Raw genomic sequence first — 18,070 nt, 5'->3', positions numbered from 1 at the left:
CTAGCGCCGGCGCGCCAGGTCGTCCAGCATCTCCCAGGATTTCAGCCCGCGACCGCCCAGGTGGTGGGCCAGCACGGTGCGCATCGGCAGCCGCAGGCTGGCCAGGTCGTCAGCCGCGGGTTCTTTGTCGTGGCCCAGCGCCAGCAGCGCCGCTCCGGTCGCGGTACCCCGCCGCCCCTGCCCGTCGCGCTCGCTGAGCAGCCGACGCGGCCCGTCCTGCGGATCCAGCTCATAGCGCGCCGCAGGATCCAGCGCGACACCGTCGTCCGCGCAGGCCAGGTCGAATCCAACACCCAACGACTCCAGCAGATCACGCTCGAACCGGCGCAGGCTCCATGCCAGCGAGAGCTCCAATCCGAGTCTCGCCCGCACTTCGCCGTAGGCCCGGTACAGATCGGGCACGGCATCGTTGCGGGGCGCCAGCCGCATCACCAGTTCACTCACATAGAAGCCGGCCAGCATGGTGTGCCCGGCCAGGCGAGGTGCGGCATCCAGCGCTTCCGCTGCGCGCAGCTGCGCCAGCTCACCCCGTTGCACGGCATCGAAGCGTATCCACTGCAGCGGCTGCAGGGCGGCGCGCAGCACCTGCCCTTTCGCACTCGACACGCCACGTGCCAACAGCCCCAGCCGACCATGCGTGACGGTCAGTACATCCACCAGCAGGCTGGTCTCGCGGTAAGCCCGCGCATGCAGGACAAAGCCCGGCTCGGCTGCGATGAGCATCGACCCGGGCGCTCCGCCGCTTACTCGTAACCGAAGGCCTTCAACGCGGCCTCGTCGTCCGACCAGCCCTCGCGCACGCGTACCCAGGTCTCCAGGAATACCTTGGCACCGAACAAGCGCTCCATCTGCAGGCGCGACTTGGCACCGATCTCTTTCAGGCGGGTACCGCCCTTGCCGATCACGATGGCCTTCTGGCCTTCGCGCTCGACCCAGATCACCGCACCGATGCGCAGCAGGTTGCCGTCTTCGGTGAAGCGTTCGATTTCCACCGTGGTGGCATAGGGCAGCTCTTCGCCCAGCTGGCGCATCAGCTGCTCACGCACCAGTTCGCCGGCCAGGAAGCGCTGGCTGCGGTCGGTGATTTCATCCTCGCCAAACATCGGCGGGGCTTCCGGCATCAGCGCGAGCACGTCGTGCACCAGCGCTTCCAGCCCGTTGCGCTTCTGCGCGGAAATCGGATGGACGGAGGAAAACTCGCGCCCCTCGGTCACCTGCTGCAGGAACGGCAGCAGCGCCGCCTTTTCCTTCAGGCGGTCGACCTTGTTCACCACCAGCACCACCGGGATGCCCGAATCACGCAGCACCTTGAAGGCCATGGCGTCTTCTTCGTCCCAGCGACCGGCTTCGATCACCAGCAGCCCGGCGTCCACGCCCTCCAGCGAACCGCGCGCGGCACGGTTCATGACCCGGTTCATCGCCCGCTTCTGCACCTTGTGCAGGCCGGGGGTATCCACCAGCACCAGCTGGCCCTGCGGATACGTGGCGATGCCCAGCAGCCGGTGCCGCGTGGTCTGCGGCCGGTTCGAGACGATACTCACCTTGGCCCCGACCAACGCATTGGTCAGGGTCGATTTGCCCACGTTGGGGCGGCCGATGACGGCAACGCTGCCGCAACGATGGGGCGTTTGTTCGCTCACTTTGAATCCACCAATAGGTCTAACGCGGCCGCGGCCGCCTGTTGTTCTGCCAATCGCCGCGAGGAGCCTTCGCCCTCGGTGCTGACGGTTGGTTCGGTCAAGATGCAGCGTACCTGGAAGGTCTTGGCGTGGTCGTCACCGGATTCTGACACCAGTTCGTACTGCGGCAGCGCCTTCTGTCGGCCCTGCAGCCATTCCTGCAGGCGGGTCTTGGGATCTTTGCCGGGCTTTCCGGTCGCCGGCAGCGCATCCATGGCGGCGTCGAACCAGGGCAGCACGCGGGCACGGCAGGCGTCGAAGCCGGCATCCAGGTAAATCGCGGCCACCACGGCTTCAAACGCATCGGCAAGGATCGAATCCCGGCGATGACCACCGGTCTTCATTTCGCCGGCGCCCAGCGTCAGCCGGTCGCCCAGCATCAGTTCGCGCGCGCGTTCGGCCAGCGCGCCTTCGCGCACCAGCTCGGCACGGCCGCGTGTCAGCGCCCCTTCGTCGGCCTTCGGCCAGCGTTCGTACAGGGCCTGGGCCACCAGCATGTTGACGATGCTGTCGCCGAGGAACTCCAGCCGTTCGTTGTGTGGCACACCCGCAGAGCGGTGCCGCAGGGCCTGCACGAGCAGGTCCGGCGTGGCAAAAGGGTGACCGATCAGATCACCGCGTTGGAAAGTTTTATTCGACACCGCTACGGGTAAGGTCCTGGCTGGCGTCGAACTTGCCGACGACGTCGAGGTTGCCGATCAACGGGCGCCGCACTTCATAGTTCACACGCAGGGTCCAACCGTTGTTCTTGCGGTCGAACTTCACGTTGGCGGGCTTCACGTTGTCGGAGTAATTGATGTACAGGCGCTTGAAGAACAGCGACTGGATGTTGGCCGGCTGCATCGTCCCGATGCCCGGCTCCTTGGCCAGGCTCTTCATCGCCGAGCGCACGGCATAGTTTTCCTGGTACATCGGGAACAGCTTCATCCCCACGTACAAGAAGAACCCCACCACGATCAGGACCACCAGGAAGGAGGTCAAGGTCAGGCCGCGCTGCGCTTTCATGTTGTTCATTGCGTTCTCCCCAGATACGCGTGGATGAATCAATTGACGCCCGAACCGATCCGCGACGGCTCGAAACCGTCCTTGCAGAACCAGCCCGAGCAGTTCAGCCAGATCAGGAATGCCTTGCCGCGCAGGTTCTGCTCAGGCAGCAGGCCCCAGAAGCGGCCGTCGTCACTGTTGTCACGGTTGTCGCCCATCACCAGGTACTGGCCCGCCGGAACGGTCCATTCCCCCTGCCCGGCAGGATACGCCGTCTCCAGCACGGTATGGGTGCGGCCCGGCAACTCTTCCACCAGCAGGCTGGCGCCTTCGCCGTGGCCGCGATGGCCGGCGTACAGGCCCTTGTCTTCGTACTTCACCGGCTGGCCATTGAGGGTCAGCGCGTTGCCTTCGAAGCGGATTTCGTCGCCCGGAACACCGATGACACGCTTGATGAAGTTCTCGCCCTTCGCCGGATCCTGGTCGTTGTGGCCGGGGAAATGGAACACCACGACATCACCGCGCGACGGCTCACCCACCGGGATGAACTTGGTGTTGGTCAGCGGCAGGCGCAGGCCATAGGCGAATTTGTTGACCAGGATGAAATCGCCGATCAGCAGGTTGGGCATCATCGAGCTGGACGGGATCTTGTACGGCTCGGCGATGAAGCTGCGCACCACCAGCACGATGGCCAGCACCGGGAAGAAGGCCCGCGAGTAGTCCACCAGCGCCGGCTCGCTGTCCAGCAGGCCGGCGCGACGGGCGCGACGACGGGCGAAGTACAGCTTGTCAGCCAGCAGGATCAAGCCGGAGGCCAGGGTCAGGGCAACCAGGAGGAACTCAAACGCTTTCATTCAGGGTCCTTAGCAACGTATCGAAGGCAGGGCGGCCCTACCCCGGGCCAGGGGGGGCCGAACGCTACCTTACTTGTCCATCTGCAGCACGGCGAGGAAGGCTTCCTGCGGAATCTCCACGCGGCCGACCTGCTTCATGCGCTTCTTGCCTTCCTTCTGCTTCTCCAGCAGCTTCTTCTTGCGCGACACGTCACCGCCGTAGCACTTGGCAAGAACGTTCTTGCGCATGGCCTTGACGGTGGTGCGGGCAATCACCTGCGCGCCGATCGCGGCCTGGATGGCCACGTCGAACATCTGCCGGGGAATCAGCTCTTTCATCTTGTCGCACAGTTCGCGGCCACGGCGATCGGAGTGCGACCGGTGGACGATAAGCGACAGGGCATCGACCTTGTCGCCGTTGATCAACACATCCACGCGCACGAACGGGCCGGCGTCGAAGCGCACGAAGGCATAGTCCAGCGACGCGTAGCCACGGCTGACGGATTTCAACTTGTCGAAGAAGTCCAGCACCACTTCGGCCATCGGCAGCTCATAGCTGATCTGCACCTGGCTGCCGAGGTAATTGATGCCCAACTGGCTGCCGCGCTTTTCTTCGCACAGCTTGATGATGCTGCCGATGTATTCCTCGGGGGTGAGGATGTTCGCGCGGATGATCGGCTCGCGCACTTCCATCACCTGGTTCACCGGCGGCAGCTTTGCCGGATTGTCCATGTTGACGATGCTGCCATCGGTCTTCAGGACTTCGTACACCACGGTCGGCGCGGTGCTGATCAGGTCCAGGTTGTATTCGCGCTCCAGGCGCTCCTGCACGATTTCCATGTGCAGCATGCCGAGGAAGCCGCAGCGGAAGCCGAAGCCCATGGCTTCGGAGCTTTCCGGCTCGAAGCGCAGCGCGGCATCGTTCAGGCGCAGCTTGTCCAGCGCTTCGCGCAGGTCCGGATAATCTTCGGCATCCACCGGGAACAGGCCGGCGAACACGCGCGGCTGCATTTCCTGGAAGCCTGGCAGCGGTTTGGCCGCCGGATCCGACGCCAGCGTCAGGGTGTCACCCACCGGTGCACCGTGCACGTCCTTGATGCTCGCCGTTACCCAGCCCACTTCGCCCGCGCCGAGCTTGGCCAGCACTTTGCGCTTGGGGGTGAACACGCCGACGTTGTCGACCTGGTGGTTACGGCCGGTGGACATCACCTGCAGCTTGTCACCGGCTTTGATCTCGCCCTGCATGACGCGTACCAGCGATACCACGCCCAGGTAGTTGTCGAACCAGGAATCGATGATCAGCGCCTGCAGCTTGTCGGTATCGCGCGGCACCGGCGGCGGAATGCGCTTGACGATCGCCTCCAGCACGTCGCGCACGTTCAACCCGGTCTTGGCGCTGACCGCCACGGCGTCTTCCGCGTCGATGCCGATCACCGCTTCGATTTCGGCCTTGGCGCGCTCGATGTCTGCGGTGGGCAGGTCGATCTTGTTGATCACCGGCACCACTTCCAGGCCCTGCTCCACCGCGGTGTAGCAGTTGGCGACGGACTGTGCTTCCACGCCCTGGGCCGCATCCACGACCAGCAACGCGCCTTCGCATGCCGCCAGCGAACGGCTGACTTCATAGGAGAAGTCCACGTGCCCGGGCGTATCGATGAAGTTCAGATGGTAGGTCTGTCCATCCACGGCTACGTACGGCAAGGATACCGATTGCGCCTTGATGGTGATGCCGCGCTCGCGCTCGATCGGATTCGAATCGAGCACCTGCGCTTCCATCTCGCGGGCCTGCAGGCCGCCACACAGCTGGATGATGCGGTCCGCCAGCGTGGACTTGCCATGGTCGACGTGGGCGATGATGGAGAAATTGCGGATGTTCCGCATCGAATCAGAGGACATAGAGGTGGCGGCGGCGCCGGGCGTCGTCAGGGTAACGTTGGATTATCGCACGGGAAGGGGGTCCCCGGTGGATGGTGACCGCCCGTGGTGCGTGACGCGTCATGCCGCTGCGCTCGCCGAGCATGGCTCGGCGCTACCCAGCACTTGTGACCCGTGAGCGGGTCAGCTGCCGGTCTTCACGGCCACGAAGGCGCTGTTGCCGCCGCTGCGCACCAGCAGCATGACCACGTCACCTTTCTTGTACCCCGCCAGCGCGCGGTTCAAGGCATCCACACTGCCCACCGAGGTGCGCCCGACCTGCAGGATCACCATCCCCGGCGACAGCCGCGCATCGCGCGCTGCCTGCCCGTTGACCCGGGTCACGCGCACGCCCTCGCCTGCTTCCAGGCCCAACTGCGTGCGCTGCGGGGCGGTCAGGTCGGCCACGTCCAGGCCCAGCAGGGCATTGGCACCGGCCTGCGGTGCGGCGGCGTCATTGGCGGCAGACGGCCGATCGGCCGCCGCCTGCGCATCTTCCGCCAGCTCGGTCAGGGTGGCACTGAGCTCACGCTCCTTGCCATCGCGGACCAGCCCGATGCGTACCTTGCTGCCCGGGGGCAGCGCACCGATCAGCGGCGGCAGGTCACTGAACGAGTTGACGGCACTGCCATTCACCGAGCGGATCACGTCACCGACCTGGACACCGGCCTTGGCCGCTGCGCTGCCGACCACGATCTCGTTGACCAGCGCGCCCCGGCTGTCCGGCAACCCCAAGGCCTGCGCATTCAACGAATCGATCTGCTGTACCACCGCACCCAGCTGACCGCGGCTGACCCGGCCGGTCTTCTTGATCTGCTCGACGGCCCCCATGGCCAGGTCGATCGGGATCGCGAAGCTGATGCCCATGTAGCCGCCGGAGGCGGAGAAGATCTGCGAGTTGATGCCGACGACCTCGCCACGGGTATTGAGCAGAGGGCCGCCCGAATTACCCTGGTTGATCGCGACATCGGTCTGGATGAACGGCACGTAGCGCTGTTCGGCGCCGCCGGTGCTGCGACCGACCGCGCTGACCACGCCGGCGGTGACCGAGTGATCCAGACCAAACGGCGAGCCGATCGCGACCACCCACTGTCCGGGCTTGAGCGAATTGGAATCACCCACACGCACCGTGGGCAGGCCCTTGGCGTCGATCTTCAGCAAGGCCACGTCGTACTGCTGGTCGCTGCCCACCACCTTGGCGGTGAACTCACGGCTGTCGCCCAGCTTGACCTTCACCTCGGCCGCATCGGCCACCACGTGATGGTTGGTCAGCACGTAGCCGTCAGCGGAAATGATGAAGCCCGAACCCATGCCGCGGCCCTTGATGCTGGGACCGCCGTCCTGATCACCACCGGGGCCGCCCGGACCGGGCATGCCGAACTCCGGCCCGAAGAAGCGGCGGAAGATTTCCGGAATTTCGTCCTGGCTCGGGCCGGCACCGCCGCCACGGGCCTGGCGGTTGCTGCGCACGATGGTGGTTTCGATGTTGACCACACCCGGCCCGACCTGCTCCACCAGGTTGGTGAAGTCAGGCAGTCCGGTCACCAGCGGCTGCGCCGGTGCGCGCGGCGCGGCGGCGGCAGTCTGCGCAGCGGCCTCCTGCGCCAGCGGCGACGGCGACTGCGCGCAGGCGGCCAGCGGCAGGGTCATGGCCAACAGGCCCAGTGCCTGGGTACGGAACGAACGGGTGAGCGGCATCATCGGATTAAAACCTCCGGTCAGATCAACGGAATACGGGGAAACGCACCTGCCGAGGTGGCAGGCGCGAGGGGGACGGCGCGATCAGTCACGCCGTCCCGGCACCTGCAGCTCTTCCTGCAGGCGCGGTTCGAAGGGGTAGAAGGTGGCACCGGGCGCGGTGCCCGGGTAGCTGGCATTGAGTGCGCCACCGGCTGCCGGGCCCACGCTGGAGCGCGGCCAGGGCCGTGCCTGCAACGCCCCGACATTGCCGAAGGGCAGGTCGCGATGGTTGGCTGCGGCCAACGACGGCAGCGACGCCGGCTCGCGGGAGGCGACGGCGGTCTGCGGCACGTCGCCGCGTTGCGCGGCACGGGCGACCTGCTGGCTGCGGGTCGCACTGGCGCGGCGGGCGGCCGCGTCCTGGCGCCGGCTTGCTGCGGCGACAGCGGCAACCGGCACGCTGGCCCCCAGCGCGGCGGCCTCGCTGCCCGTACCGGTCGCATCGCCGCCCGACGGCGCCTGCACGGGCGGTGCAAGCTCGGCCTGGCTGGCGATCACCTGGGTCGGCGCATCGACGGGGGGTTCCGGCGCATCCAGCGACTGCCGTCCCATGAACAACGCCACGGCCGCCACCGAGGCAGCCAGTGCGGCACCGCCACCCCAGCGCATCCAGCTGCGCGGCAGCTCACGTCGTGGTTCGGCCTGCGGTGCCGGCTCGGCGGCCAGCGCCGCACTGACCCGTGCGGCGAAATCAGCAGGTGCCGGCGCAACGGCCTGTCCCCGCAGCGCATCGCCCAGCAGCGCCCAGCGCTCCTGGCAGGCCTGCAGCTCCGGATCGTGCTGCAGGCGGCGCAGCAGGAAACGCGCCTCGTCGGAGGACAGCTCGCCGTCCACCAGCGCAGACAACTGCTGCCGGTTATGCATGTCGATCTTGTCGACCGGTTGCTGATGCGTGTTCATGCGCGGCTTTTCTCCCGTGTGGCGCTGCCAACGTCCAGCAACGGCCGGAGCTGGATATCGATGGCGTCGCGGGCGCGGAATATCCGCGAACGTACGGTGCCGATCGGGCACCCCATCTTCAGCGCGATGTCTTCATAGCTCAGGCCCTCCACCTCACGCAGGGTGATGGCCAGGCGCAGTTCTTCCGGCAATCCGGACACCGCCTTCATGACCGTGTTCTCCAGCTCCTGACGCATCAGCTGGCGCTCGGGCGTGTCGTTATCGCGCAGGCGGGTGCCCGAGTCGAACTGTTCGGCATCCCCGATTTCGATGTCATCGGTGGGCGGACGGCGGTTGCTTGCGGCTAAGTGGTTCTTGGCTGTATTCACGGCAATCCTGTGTAACCAGGTCGAGAATTGGGCATCGCCACGAAAACTGTTGATCGCGCGGTAGGCGCGGATGAACGTGTCCTGGGCGACGTCCTGGCATTCACTCCAGTCGGCGATGTAGCGCCCCACGAGCGACACGACACGGTGTTGATGCTTGCGCACCAGCACATCGAATGCCGCGCTCTCGCCGCGCTGCACGCGCCGGACCAGTTCCAGGTCCAGCTCCTGTGGTGTTTCAACCTCGGCCATTCGGGACCGCACTCCTGTCAGCCCAACCGACGTCAGGCAATGAGACTGCCAATCCCGGAAAAAGTTCAGCGCCGCGCATGCGGGCACCGCACCAGCTTTTAACCAACGTTCCGTTAACGTATGCGTTCACGATATGAACCAGCCTGCCATATCCCACGTAATTGATTGGGATTTGACGGAACGGAAACAACCTCTGGATCATAGCCCCTTCTCCATACACAACCGGATGGAACGTCCATGCTCTCAGGCTTCGATGGGCTTCGCCTCGCGCACTGGCACCCGGAGATCCGCGACGACGGTGTCGTGGTGCTCAATCTCGACCGCCAGGACGCCAACGTCAACGCGATGTCCCAGGACGTCCTGCTCGAGCTGGGCGACCTGATTGAACGCATTGCGATCGATCCGCCCAAGGGCGTGGTGATCCAGTCGGTGAAGAAGGCCGGCTTCATTGCCGGGGCCGACCTCAAGGAATTCCAGGAGTTCGACCGCCGTGGCACCGTGAACGATGCGATCCGTCGTGGCCAGGTCACCTACCAGAAGCTGGCCGAGCTGCCCTGCCCCACCGTCGCGGCCATCCACGGCCACTGCCTGGGCGGCGGCACCGAGCTGGCCCTGGCCTGCCGTTACCGCGTGGCGTCCAGCGACAGCAGCACCCGCATCGGCCTGCCGGAGACCCAGTTGGGCATCTTCCCCGGCTGGGGTGGCAGCGCGCGCCTGCCGCAGCTGGTCGGCGCACCGGCGGCGATGGACATGATGCTCACCGGCCGCACGCTGTCGGCATCAGCAGCGCGCAACATCGGTCTGGTCGACAAGGTCGTGGCCCCGGCGCTGCTGCTCGACACCGCGGTTGCGTTGGCGCTGAAAGGCACGACGCGCCCGTTCAAGCAGCGCGCCACCGCGTGGGCGACCAACACCTGGCCGGCGCGCAAGCTGTTGGCCCCGCAGATGGCCAAGCAGGTCGCGCGCAAGGCCCGCAAGGAACATTATCCCGCGCCGTATGCGCTGATCAGCACGTGGGAACGGACCGGCGGCAAGCCGGTGCAGGCCCGCTTGGATGCAGAGCGCCGCGCAGTGGTCAAGCTGGCCAGCACGCCGACCGCGCGCAACCTGATCCGCATCTTCTTCCTGACCGAGCGGCTGAAGGCCCTCGGTGGCGGCGACCACGGCATCCACCATGTGCATGTGGTCGGCGCCGGGGTGATGGGCGGCGACATCGCCGCCTGGTCAGCGTACAAGGGCTTCAACGTGACCCTGCAGGACCGCGAGCAGCGCTTCATCGACCCGGCCATGCAGCGTGCGCAGACGCTGTTCGAAAAGAAGGTCCGTGACGAGAGCAAGCGCCCCGCCGTGGCCGCACGCCTGCAGGCCGACCTGGCCGGTGCCGGCGCCGCACAGGCGGATCTGGTGATCGAGGCGATCATCGAGAATCCGCAGGCCAAGCGTGACCTGTACCAGACGCTGGAGCCGAACATGAAGGCCGACGCGCTGTTGACGACCAACACCTCGTCCATCCCCCTGATTGAACTGCGCGACCATATCCAGCGCCCGGCGCAGTTTGCCGGCCTGCACTACTTCAACCCGGTGGCGCAGATGCCGTTGGTGGAGATCATCCATCACGATGGCATGGCGCCGGAGACCGAGCGCCGCCTGGCGGCATTCTGCAAGGCGCTGGGCAAGTTCCCGGTACCGGTGGCCGGCACCCCCGGCTTCCTGGTCAACCGCGTGCTGTTCCCGTACATGCTGGAAGCGGCGACCGCCTATGCCGAAGGCATCCCGGGCCCGGTGATCGACAAGGCCGCAGTGAAGTTCGGCATGCCGATGGGTCCGATCGAGCTGCTCGATACGGTGGGTCTGGACGTGGCCGCGGGTGTGGGCGAAGAACTGGCCCCGTTCCTGGGGCTGCAGATTCCTGCGGCGCTGCAGACGGTGGAACAGGGCAAGCGCGGCAAGAAGGATGGCCAGGGGATCTACACCTGGGAAAACGGCCGCGCCAAGAAGCCTGAAGTGGCCAAGGACTACCAGGCACCGGGTGACCTGGAGGATCGCCTGATCCTGCCGTTGCTCAACGAAGCGGTGGCCTGCCTGCACGACGGCGTGGTGGCCGATGCAGACCTGTTGGATGCGGGCGTGATCTTCGGCACCGGCTTTGCCCCGTTCCGTGGCGGTCCGGTGCAGTACATCCGGGCCACCGGCGCGGACGTGCTGGTGGAGCGGCTGAAGGTACTGCAGCAGCGCCATGGCGATCGTTTCTCGCCGCGACCGGGCTGGGACAATCCGGCATTGCGCGAGCCGGTGGTGTGAGCACAGTCCTGCTCAGGGACTGATGCGTGTACGGCAGCACGCCGCGAGCGACACCGCCGAGCAGGAAATGTGAGGCATAAAAAAAACGCGGCGCTGGGCGCCGCGTTTTTTCGTGTTCTGCCGGTCAGCGATCAGCTGGCCTTGGCGACGGCCTTCTTGGCAACGGCCTTCTTTGCCGGGGCCTTGGCCACGGTCTTCTTGGCTACCGGAGCAGCGGCGCCGACGGCGGCCTTGCTCACGATGTGCAAACGGGCGTTGCCGTAGCTGGCGTTGAAACGCTTACCCTTGGCGGTCTTGCGGTCACCCTTACCCATGTCTTGAACTCCTGGCTATGTTGATTCTGATTACCCCGTGCTGACACGGGTTTGGCGGGGCCGTCTTGCTGGACGCCCCCGCGCACGATCGGAAAGCCTACCACGACGGCCTCAGTGCGCGCAGCTCGCGTCATGCACATGGCCGTGGTTCAGCCGCAGGTTCACCAGGTGCGCCACCCCTACCAGCAGGCCGCCCAAGGTCATCACCACCGCGTGCGGAACAGGGTCGTGGTGCAGCGGGGAATACAACAATCCCGCCCACAACGCGACCAGACCAGGCAACAGGAACCCCAGCGCGCGCAATGCGCGATGGCGGCGATAACCCCACACCAGGCTGAACAGCCCCAGCAGCGTCACGAACACCACCAGCGCCGCTTCCACGCCGTCACCCAGCCACACCGACAGGCCCAGCGAAGGCGCCGCGGCCAGCACGATGGGAATCACCGCACAGTGCACGGCGCACAGCAGCGAGCCGGTGGCACCGAAGCGGTCGAGCAGATGGCGAAGGCGTTGGATGAGGGGCATGACTTCCAGCAGGGTCGGCGAAGCGTTATGGAATAATATAACATCCCTTCTGAACCCGCACGGCCCGTTTGCGTCAGCGTCTCTCTCTCCCGCTGCACCCGACGGGATTCGTGCGCCCCCTTGTTGATACGTTATAATACTTCATTGGATAGCCCCATGACTGCTCTGCGTTCCCGGCCCCGCCCGCATGCCCTCGCGTTGGCGCTGGCCGCTGCCCTTGTTCCCGCGTTGGCGATGGCGGCCGACGCGCCCGCTGATCGCGATCGCCACCTGACCGAACTGTCCGAAGTGAAGGTCACCGCCTCCCCACTGCAGGGCGACGCCGAATCACTGGCGCGTCCGGTCGAGGTGCTGTCCGGCGAGCGCCTGGACGACGCCAAGGCCGGCACCCTGGGTGACACCGTCGCCAAGCTGCCCGGCGTGCAGAGCACCTTCTTCGGCCCAGGCGTCGGCCGCCCGATCATCCGCGGCCAGGAAGGACCGCGCGTGGCCGTGCTGTCCAACGGCATGGGTAACATGGATGCCTCCACGGTCAGCGCCGACCATGCCACCAGCATCGAGCCGTTCCTGGCCGATCAGATCGAAGTACTGAAGGGCCCGGCCACCCTGCTGTTCGGCAGTGGCGCGATCGGTGGTGCGGTGAACGTCGTCGATGGCCGCATCGCCAGGGAGATCCCGGATCGCCCGCTGAGTGGCCGCGCCGAAGTACGTGGCAACAGCGTCAATGACGAGCGCAGCGGCATGTTCCGGCTGGACGGCGTCAACGGCAACTGGGTGCTGCACGTGGACGGCCTGGTACGCAATGGCGACGATTACCGCATCCCCGGCTACGCCGTGGTCGATGCATTGGAAGAACACGACCATGCGCATGACGATGGCGACGCCGCCGAGCCGCGGCGCGGCACGCTGGACAACAGCTCCATCCGTACCCGCGCCGGCGGCGTGGGCGCGACGTGGCTGGGCGACGGTGGCTTCTTCGGCCTGTCTGCCAGCACCTACCGCACCAACTACGGCATTCCCAACGGCGCGCACGTGCATGCCGACGGCGATGACCACGATCACGACCACGACCACGATCATGGCAGCGAGGAAGAAGAAGGGGACGAGCACGACGTGCGCATCGACATGGTGCAGAACCGCTTCGAGTTCAAAGGCGGCCTGTACAACCCGACCTCGTTCCTGAAGAGCGTCACCCTGCGCACCGCGTTCACTGACTACGAACACGTCGAACTGGAAGCCGGTACCCCGGCCACCCGCTTCACCAACCAGGGCATCGAAGGTCGCTTGGAAGCGGTGCAGAATGAAATCGCCGGTTGGAACGGCGCCTTCGGCCTGCAGTTCGGCAACAGCGATTTCGGCGCGAAGGGCGAAGAAGCATTCGTGCCGGATACCCGCACCGAAAACGCCGGCCTGTTCGTGCTGCAGGAAAAGCAGTTCGGCCCGTTCAAGCTGGAGCTGGGCGCACGCCACGATCAGGTCAAGCTGGACCCCACCGGCGATTACCAGCAGCGCAAATTCGATGCCACCAATCTGTCTGCCGCCGGTATCTGGAAGCTCACCGACGCAGTGGACCTGCGCTTCGGCGTGGACAGCTCCGAGCGCGCCCCGACCAATGAAGAGCTCTACGCCGCCGGCGCGCATATCGCCACGCGCTCCATCGAGCTGGGCAACCCTGACATGAAGACCGAGCGCGGCCAGCGCATCGAACTGGGTATCCATACGCACAGCGAACGCGTGGACTTCTCGGCTTCGGTGTACCAGACGAAGTTCAAGGACTTCATCTATCTGGCCGACACCGGCGTGGTGGAAGACCTGCCGGTACGTCTGTGGGCGCAGCAGGACGCCACCTTCAAGGGCGCCGAAGCGGAGGCACTGGTCCATCTGTTCGAAGGCGGCGCCGGCGATTGGGACCTGCGGGTGTTCGGTGACTACGTCAAGGCCGAGCTGGATGGCAGCGGCAGCCGCAACGTGGATATCGCGGTGCCGCATGGCGACCACAACCACAACTACACCGTGGAACTGGCCAACGGCGGTTACCTGCCGCGCATTTCGCCGGCACGCGTGGGTGCGGACCTGCGCTGGGCAAAGGACGGCTGGCGTGCATCGCTGGGCGCCGTGCGCTACAGCAGCCAGAAGGACACCGCGCAGAACGAACAGGCCAGCGACGGCTATACCCTGGTCGACGCGCACGTGGCCTACCGCTGGGACCGCAGCGACAGCAACAGCTACGAGGTGTTCCTGGACGGCAACAACCTGACCAACCGCGAAGTACGCCCGCACACGTCCCTGCTCCGCGATTACTCGCCGCTGCCGGGACGCGGCGTGGCGTTCGGCATCCGCGCCTACTTCTGATGCACGCGTGACAAGGCGGGGTCCGGCATGCAGCCGGGCCCCGCCTGTTTCTCTCGGGATCACTGCCCTCTCACGAAGCCCACCGGACGCCAACGCGGGCGCCCGATGACGCAAACGGCCATCGCATTTCGGACACTTTTGTCCGAAAATAGCGTCATGACCTCTTTACGTGCCGACGCGGCAGCACGCCGCGCACAGATCCTGGATGCCGCCGACCATGTGTTCGGCAACCACGGCGTCACCGCGCCCTTGGACCTGGTCGTCGAGCGCGCGCAGGTTGGGCGGGCCACGCTGTACCGCAACTTCCCGGACCGCGCGGCGTTGATCGAGGCACTGCTGCAACGCACCGTCGAGCGTATCCGGCGACAGGTGGTCGAACTGGGTGATCGGGATGATGCGCTGTTCGAACTCCTGGACGGCATGGGTCGCCGTATCGTCGACTCGCCCGCATTGGCCGATTACTGGCGCGCGGTGCATCCGGACGATCCGACCGTCACCATCGCCCGCGAAACCGTCCGCACCCTGATGGAAGCGCCGATACAGCGCGCCATCGCGGCGGGCCTGTGCCGGCCCGACCTGACCTCCACGGACATTTCACTGATTTCAGGCATGCTGGGGGCCGCGCTGCGCGGCAAAGACCGCGCCGAGCGCACTGAACTGGCACGACGTGCGCTGCAGCTGCTGCGCGCGGGCCTGCAGGGAACCGACGCCGCGGAGGCCTGATGTCGCAGTACCTCAAGCCCATCCCGGACTGGGAAGAACACGAAAAGCCGACCCTGCCCGGGTCCGCTTCAATGCCGTGGCACCCGCCGCACCGGCGCATGGCCTATGCGATGGTATCGGTGCTGGTGGCAATCACCGGCGGTCTCGGCACCGCGCTGGTCACTGCCAACCTGCCCTTCCTGCAGGGTCAGCTGGGCCTGACCCCGGCCCAGGGCAGCTGGCTGGTGGCGTCCTACGTGATGGTCAACGTCACCGCCAACCTGCTGGCGTTCAAGTTCCGCCAGCAATATGGCATCCGCCTGTTCGCGGAGATCGGGCTCGGCCTGTACGCCGCACTTGCGCTGCTGCACCTGGTGGTCGGCACGTTCGAAACCACGGTGCTGCTGCGCGCGGCCAGTGGCTTTGCCGGTGCCGCCTGTTCGACGCTCGGCACGCTGTACATGCTGCAGTCGCTGCCGCGCCGCTATACCGGCAACCTGCTGGTCATCGGGGTGGGGCTTTCGCAGTTGGCGGTGCCCTTGGCGTGGGTGATTTCCCCCAGTCTGGTCGGCACCGGCCAATGGCACCTGCTGTACTTCTTCGAAGCCGGCCTTGCCCTGTGCGCGTTCGCGGCGGTGGTCCTGTTGAAGCTGCCGCCGGGCGTGCAGATCAAAGCCTTCGAGCCGATGGACTTCCTCACCTTCGCCCTGATGGCACCGGCCGTCGGCCTGCTGGTCGTGGTGCTGGCGCAGGGCTATGTGCGCTGGTGGCTGGATACGCCGTGGCTGGGCTGGGCCCTGGTGGCCTCGATCGCGCTGGCCACCACTGCGTTCGTCATCGAACACCATCGGCGCAATCCGCTGCTGCAGACGCGCTGGCTTTTCAGCCTGCCTGTGATGCATTTCATCGTCGGCGCGTTCCTGCTGCGTTTCCTGACCACCGAGCAGTCCTACGGCGTGGTCGGGCTGATGCGCATCCTCGGCATGGGGCCGGACCAGATGCGGCCGTTGTTCGCGGTGATCCTGGCCGGCGTGGTCACCGGCATCGCCGCCAGCTCGCTCACTTTCGGGCCGAAGCGGCTGATCCCCCAGTTGCTGATGGCCATCCTGCTGCTCGGCAGCGCCGCGCTGCTGGACCAGCACCGCACCAGCCTGGACCGCCCGCATGATTTCTTCGCCAGCCAGTTCCTGGCCGCCGTGGGATCGGGCATGTTCATGGGCCCGCTGATCATGCTCGGCATCACCGCCGTGCTGAAACAGGGCGTGGACCACATGATCACCTTCCTGGTCACCCTGTCGATCACCCAGACCCTCGGCGGACTGGCCGGGTCGGCCGTACTGGGCACCGTGCAGCTGCACCGCGAACAGATCTATTCCAGCGCCCTGGTCAGCCAGCTCGACCCCGCCGATCCGGTGGTGGCGCAGCGGCTGCGGCTGCAGCAGCAGATCTACGCCGCACAGATCACCGATCCGATGCTGCGCAGCGCACAAGGCACAGCGCAACTGGCGCAGATCGCCCGACGCGAGGCCAACGTGCGCGGCTTCAACGATGTATTCACGGTCACCGGCTGGATCGCGCTGGGGTTCCTTGGATGGCTGTTGCTGCTGTCCACGTGGACCGCGCTGATGAAGCAGTGGCGCAAGCGCCGTTCCTCTTCTTTCCCTCCTGTGGCGCCGCCTCCGGCCGCTGCACCACGCTGAGTCGATTCCATGTCCCCACAACAGCCTCCCCGCGATGACGAAGCAGCGGACAACGTCAACCCGCCGCCGCCTACCGATGCCGCGCCTGCACCCGCGCCACCGCCACCGGTGACCCGCACGGCCACCGGCGACGGTGCGCCGAAGTACCTTACGCCCAGCAACCGCGCGGTGATCCTGGCGGTGGTGATCGCCCTGATCGGCATCGCGTTGATCCTGCGTGCATGGCAGCTGTGGCCGTTCACCACGGCCATCGCGACCACCGACAACGCCTACGTGCGCGGACAGGTGACGGTGCTGGCCCCGCAGGTCAACGGCTACATCACCGAGGTGCTGGTCAAGGACTTCCAGCATGTGAAACAGGGGGAGGTGCTGCTGCGCATCGACGACCGCATCTACCACCAGCGTGTCGCCCAGGCGGAAGCCGCGTTGGACAGTGCGAAGGCGGCCTTGGCCAACTCCGATCAGTCGCAGGCACAGAACCGCGCGCAGATCGCCTCGGCCAAAGCCACGCTGTCGGCCGGACAATCCGAGCTGCAGCGTTCGCGTGCGGAACTGGCCCGGTATGAGCAGCTCGCCGCGCAGCGGCTCGTCGCCCTGAACGACCGCGACAAGTTCCGCACCAGCCAAGCCTCGGCGCAGGCCGGTGTGCAGCAGTCGCAGGCACAGATCCAGATCGCCGAAGAGACCCTGGTCTCCACCCGGGTGGCGCGCAAGGGACTGGAAGCGCAGGTGGAAAGCGCCGAGGCTGCCCTGGAACTGGCGCGCATCGACCTGGCCAACACGGTCATCCACGCACCGCGCAACGGACAAGTCAGCGAGGCCAGCGCGCGCGCCGGGCAATACGTTGCAGCCGGTTCACAGCTGCTGTTCCTGGTGCCGGACACGTTGTGGGTGGTGGCCAATTTCAAGGAAGGCCAGACCTGGCCGATGCGCATCGGCCAGCCGGCCACCTTCGCGGTGGATGCGTTCCAGGGCGAGGTGCTGCGCGGCCATATCGAAGAAATCGCCCCGGCGACCGGTTCGGAGTTCAGCGTGCTGCGGCCGGACAACGCCAGCGGCAACTTCACCAAGGTGGTGCAGCGTCTGCCGGTGCGGATCGCGATCGACGCCGATCAACCGCTGGCGGTGCGCCTGCGGCCGGGGATGTCGGTGATAGCGAAAGTGGATACGTCGGTGGAGCCAGCGGCACCGGTGGTCGCGCGTCCCGCGCAGTGAGTCGGTCGAACGGGTGACCCCCTCGCGGTTGGCTCTGACGGCCAGCCTACGAGCTTGGGGCCGGGCGGTGGGGCTGGTCGGGGGACGCGCACAAGTACGTCCATGTAGCGCTCGTTTCGCGCCATCCATGGCGCTCAACGCCCCCGCCCCAGCCCCCCCGCCCGCCCCCTGACAGGTTCCGTGGCCGCCAGCCCGCGTAATAAAAAAAGAAAAGCGGTAGCGCCGACCCATGGTCGGCGAGCGGAGCGGGCCGTTGGCGGGAACATTCCGCCGACCATGGGTCGGCGCTACGGA

At 66.3% G+C, this 18,070-nt stretch carries 16 protein-coding genes; 5 read left to right on the top strand and 11 right to left on the bottom strand.

What is annotated here, in order from left to right; all coding sequences use genetic code 11:
* The 9 genes from recO to rpoE form a co-directional block, all read right to left on the bottom strand.
* Positions 1-723 carry a DNA repair protein RecO gene (gene recO, locus IFT58_RS08100; protein WP_192094430.1) on the bottom strand — a complete coding sequence of 241 codons (723 nt, stop codon included), beginning with the start codon at positions 721-723 and terminating at the stop codon, positions 1-3.
* Positions 724-743: 20 nt separating this feature from the next.
* Positions 744-1,640, bottom strand: a complete 897-nt coding sequence (gene era, locus IFT58_RS08095) for a GTPase Era (RefSeq protein WP_188326593.1) — start codon at positions 1,638-1,640, stop codon at positions 744-746.
* On the bottom strand, positions 1,637-2,320 hold the full coding sequence (gene rnc, locus IFT58_RS08090) for a ribonuclease III (RefSeq protein ID WP_188326592.1): 684 nt from the start codon (positions 2,318-2,320) through the stop codon (positions 1,637-1,639). The genes era and rnc overlap by 4 nt, the downstream gene beginning before the upstream one ends.
* The gene (locus IFT58_RS08085) at positions 2,310-2,684 is read right to left on the bottom strand and encodes a DUF4845 domain-containing protein (protein ID WP_188327219.1); all 375 of its coding nucleotides are present in this window, start codon (positions 2,682-2,684) and stop codon (positions 2,310-2,312) included. Before IFT58_RS08085 ends, rnc begins: the two co-directional genes overlap by 11 nt.
* Positions 2,685-2,722: 38 nt before the next feature.
* Complete coding sequence (lepB, locus tag IFT58_RS08080; protein WP_188326591.1) at positions 2,723-3,517, bottom strand: signal peptidase I; 795 nt, start codon at positions 3,515-3,517, stop codon at positions 2,723-2,725.
* 69 nt (positions 3,518-3,586) lie between these two features.
* On the bottom strand, positions 3,587-5,377 hold the full coding sequence (lepA, locus tag IFT58_RS08075) for a translation elongation factor 4 (RefSeq protein WP_188327218.1): 1,791 nt from the start codon (positions 5,375-5,377) through the stop codon (positions 3,587-3,589).
* A 177-nt stretch (positions 5,378-5,554) separates the two neighbouring features.
* Entirely contained in the window at positions 5,555-7,108 is a 1,554-nt protein-coding gene (locus tag IFT58_RS08070; RefSeq protein WP_192094558.1) for a DegQ family serine endoprotease, read from the bottom strand.
* Between the two features lie 84 nt (positions 7,109-7,192).
* Complete coding sequence (locus IFT58_RS08065) at positions 7,193-8,050, bottom strand: RseA family anti-sigma factor (RefSeq protein ID WP_192094429.1); 858 nt, start codon at positions 8,048-8,050, stop codon at positions 7,193-7,195.
* Positions 8,047-8,667, bottom strand: a complete 621-nt coding sequence (gene rpoE / locus IFT58_RS08060) for an RNA polymerase sigma factor RpoE (protein ID WP_192081757.1) — start codon at positions 8,665-8,667, stop codon at positions 8,047-8,049. Before rpoE ends, IFT58_RS08065 begins: the two co-directional genes overlap by 4 nt.
* A 237-nt stretch (positions 8,668-8,904) precedes the next feature.
* Between rpoE and IFT58_RS08055 the strand changes: the two genes are divergently transcribed.
* Positions 8,905-10,968: a 3-hydroxyacyl-CoA dehydrogenase NAD-binding domain-containing protein gene (locus IFT58_RS08055; RefSeq protein ID WP_192094428.1), complete on the top strand. Its 2,064-nt coding sequence runs from the start codon at positions 8,905-8,907 to the stop codon at positions 10,966-10,968.
* Between the two features lie 131 nt (positions 10,969-11,099).
* Here the strand turns inward: IFT58_RS08055 and IFT58_RS08050 are convergent, their stop codons facing one another.
* Complete coding sequence (locus IFT58_RS08050) at positions 11,100-11,282, bottom strand: 30S ribosomal protein THX (RefSeq protein WP_188326588.1); 183 nt, start codon at positions 11,280-11,282, stop codon at positions 11,100-11,102.
* Positions 11,283-11,393: 111 nt separating this feature from the next.
* The gene (locus IFT58_RS08045) at positions 11,394-11,807 is read right to left on the bottom strand and encodes a MerC domain-containing protein (protein WP_192081755.1); all 414 of its coding nucleotides are present in this window, start codon (positions 11,805-11,807) and stop codon (positions 11,394-11,396) included.
* Positions 11,808-11,963: 156 nt separating this feature from the next.
* Between IFT58_RS08045 and IFT58_RS08040 the strand changes: the two genes are divergently transcribed.
* The 4 genes from IFT58_RS08040 to IFT58_RS08025 all read left to right on the top strand — a co-directional run bounded on the left by IFT58_RS08040 (position 11,964) and on the right by IFT58_RS08025 (position 17,776).
* Positions 11,964-14,159 carry a TonB-dependent receptor gene (locus IFT58_RS08040; protein WP_192094427.1) on the top strand — a complete coding sequence of 732 codons (2,196 nt, stop codon included), beginning with the start codon at positions 11,964-11,966 and terminating at the stop codon, positions 14,157-14,159.
* Between the two features lie 156 nt (positions 14,160-14,315).
* Positions 14,316-14,882: a TetR/AcrR family transcriptional regulator gene (locus IFT58_RS08035; protein ID WP_192094426.1), complete on the top strand. Its 567-nt coding sequence runs from the start codon at positions 14,316-14,318 to the stop codon at positions 14,880-14,882.
* On the top strand, positions 14,879-16,561 hold the full coding sequence (locus tag IFT58_RS08030) for an MFS transporter (protein WP_192081790.1): 1,683 nt from the start codon (positions 14,879-14,881) through the stop codon (positions 16,559-16,561). The genes IFT58_RS08035 and IFT58_RS08030 overlap by 4 nt, the downstream gene beginning before the upstream one ends.
* A gap of 9 nt (positions 16,562-16,570) precedes the next feature.
* Positions 16,571-17,776, top strand: coding sequence for an HlyD family secretion protein (locus tag IFT58_RS08025; protein ID WP_192094425.1), 1,206 nt, complete (start codon positions 16,571-16,573; stop codon positions 17,774-17,776).
* Positions 17,777-18,070: the final 294 nt, after the last annotated feature.

Source organism: Stenotrophomonas sp. CFBP 13718 (assembly GCF_014842145.1).
Lineage (GTDB): Bacteria > Pseudomonadota > Gammaproteobacteria > Xanthomonadales > Xanthomonadaceae > Stenotrophomonas.
The sequence above is the reverse complement of the archived record's forward strand: the minus strand, read 5'-3'. Positions and strand labels throughout refer to the sequence as shown.